This is a genomic window from Mesorhizobium sp. WSM4829, assembly GCF_055811475.1.
In genome coordinates this window covers 1-1,835 of the sequence record NZ_JBVVQJ010000099.1, presented here as the reverse complement: position 1 = coordinate 1,835, position 1,835 = coordinate 1, and the positions used below count along the sequence as shown (strand labels likewise).

1 protein-coding gene is annotated in these 1,835 nt (G+C 58.0%); it reads right to left on the bottom strand.

The window, feature by feature from the left end; translation table 11 throughout:
- Positions 1-730: 730 nt before the first annotated feature.
- The gene (locus AC0L17_RS34295; protein WP_473518962.1) at positions 731-1,423 is read right to left on the bottom strand and encodes an OmpW/AlkL family protein; all 693 of its coding nucleotides are present in this window, start codon (positions 1,421-1,423) and stop codon (positions 731-733) included.
- Positions 1,424-1,835: the final 412 nt, after the last annotated feature.

The window sequence follows — 1,835 nt, the reverse complement described above, 5'->3', positions numbered from 1 at the left end:
AATCCGCCAGCGCCAGCGGTGGATGTGCACCATTCGAATCGTTGGCCAGCACCCGAGCGGTTGCCGATCCCGATGCCCCTTGAATTAATGACGCGAGCGCCAAAGCGCCGATCTCGACCATATCTGTTCACCTCTTTCGGTTTTCGGAAGACACATTGTTGGATCTGGCTTTTCATCGCCGGTGTGCAGCAGCGTTGAGCGTTGCTCGAAGGAGTCAGCACGCGGGGTGCAGCCGAGACGGCAGTCACCATGACCCGTGCGCCCTACGCGGATATCCAGGACTGGCGGGGTGAACCAGACTGAAGAGTTGGCGCCGAGCCAGCAGGGTATTTTCCATGTCCACAATGATGGAAAATTCAAAGCCCGATGACGCTTGCAATCACACTCCCTTCCTTTTTCTGCACCTGGAAGGGCCGGAATTGGGCCCGGCACAAAGCGTTGGCTATGGACATTCTCTGCATGGCTGTCGTCAGTCCGTTGATCCGTGTCCGGATGAACGATGCAATATGCGCGCCAAAGGAGATCCTTTTAGATCACGGCAATCGATCGGACTGGCTGTGTCGGGTGAACGACATTAACGTCGCACATCCGACAGCTCGGACCACCCAAAGTCACATTGACCTTGGGTGTATGTCGGGTTGACAAAAATGGACCGTCGGGCCCACGGCAAAAGGGCGCACGAGGCGCCCTTCATTCGACTCGGGCTGCGCGTAAGCCGACTTCGCCGGCGTCAGAAATGGTACGTGACGCCTGCGCCAATCAGCCAGGGGTCGAGCTCCGCCTTCCCCGTCTGCTTCGTGCCGGCCACGGTGACGTCGAAGTCTGGCTTCAGGAAAAGCTTCTTCACGTCGAAGTTGACGCCCCAGTGCTGGTCGACCATGTAGTCGAACCCGACCTGCAGCGCGGTGCCGAACGTGTTCTTGACCTTGAGATCATCGGCACTGCCGGCTTGCTGATGATAGAAGATCGTATAGTTCACGCCGGCGCCGACATAGGGCTTGAAGGCGCCGAAATCGGTAAAGTGATACTGCAATGTCAGCGTGGGCGGCAGCAGCCAAACCTTGCCGATATTCCCCAGCCCGCCGATCGAGCCTTGGCCTGTGATGTTGGCATAGGTGGTGCCGAGGATAAGCTCGGCTGCGACGTTGTCCGTGAAGAAATACGAAATATCGAGTTCCGGCGTTACGGTGTTCGAATAGGAAAGACCGGAGCCGGGCACCGCGTTAACGTAGCCCGAATCCTCAGTGATAACCCCCAACGCGCGCAGGCGGATCTGCCAAGGGCTTGGCCATTCCGTGAACAAGGCACCCTTATCCGGGTCGCACGGTTCTGCAAGGTCTGCCGCGGCCGCCTGCTGTCCTACCAGCAACAGGACGACGGCCGCTGTGAGTCCCCGCAACACGTTCATTCGCTTTGTTGCCATAATGTTGTTTCCTTGCTCGTTAGACTTCACTGTGAATAGTCCTGCCGTGTTGATTGCTATCTACAGAATACTGGCGCGCATTATTCGAAAATTCTGCGCGCATTGTTAGACATGTACTCACTTCGTCGAAGTTCGCCCTTGTTGACCTGCCGGTCGCCAATGAACGCTATCGGCGTGCGAGCCGATCGCGCTGCCAAGGAAATTGTCGCCCAAGGCAATGAATGCGGCCCGCTCGGATTGTCCTTGCCGTAGCTGTGCCCGCCTGCGCTGGTCCGTAGAAGTAAGCGGGATAGGCATCGTATTAACGTAGCCCGAATATGTCCCCGAGGCGGCGCAGGCGGAACTGCCCAGAGCTTGGCTCCTAGATTGGTGTCGTAGACGGGCACGGGTAAGGGGGAGGCGGAGGGGGAGG

Bases quoted from the DNA above. Each gene is read 5' to 3' on its own strand.
- AC0L17_RS34295 (WP_473518962.1), bottom strand. From the start codon at position 1,423: ATGGCAACAAAGCGAATGAACGTGTTGCGGGGACTCACAGCGGCCGTC.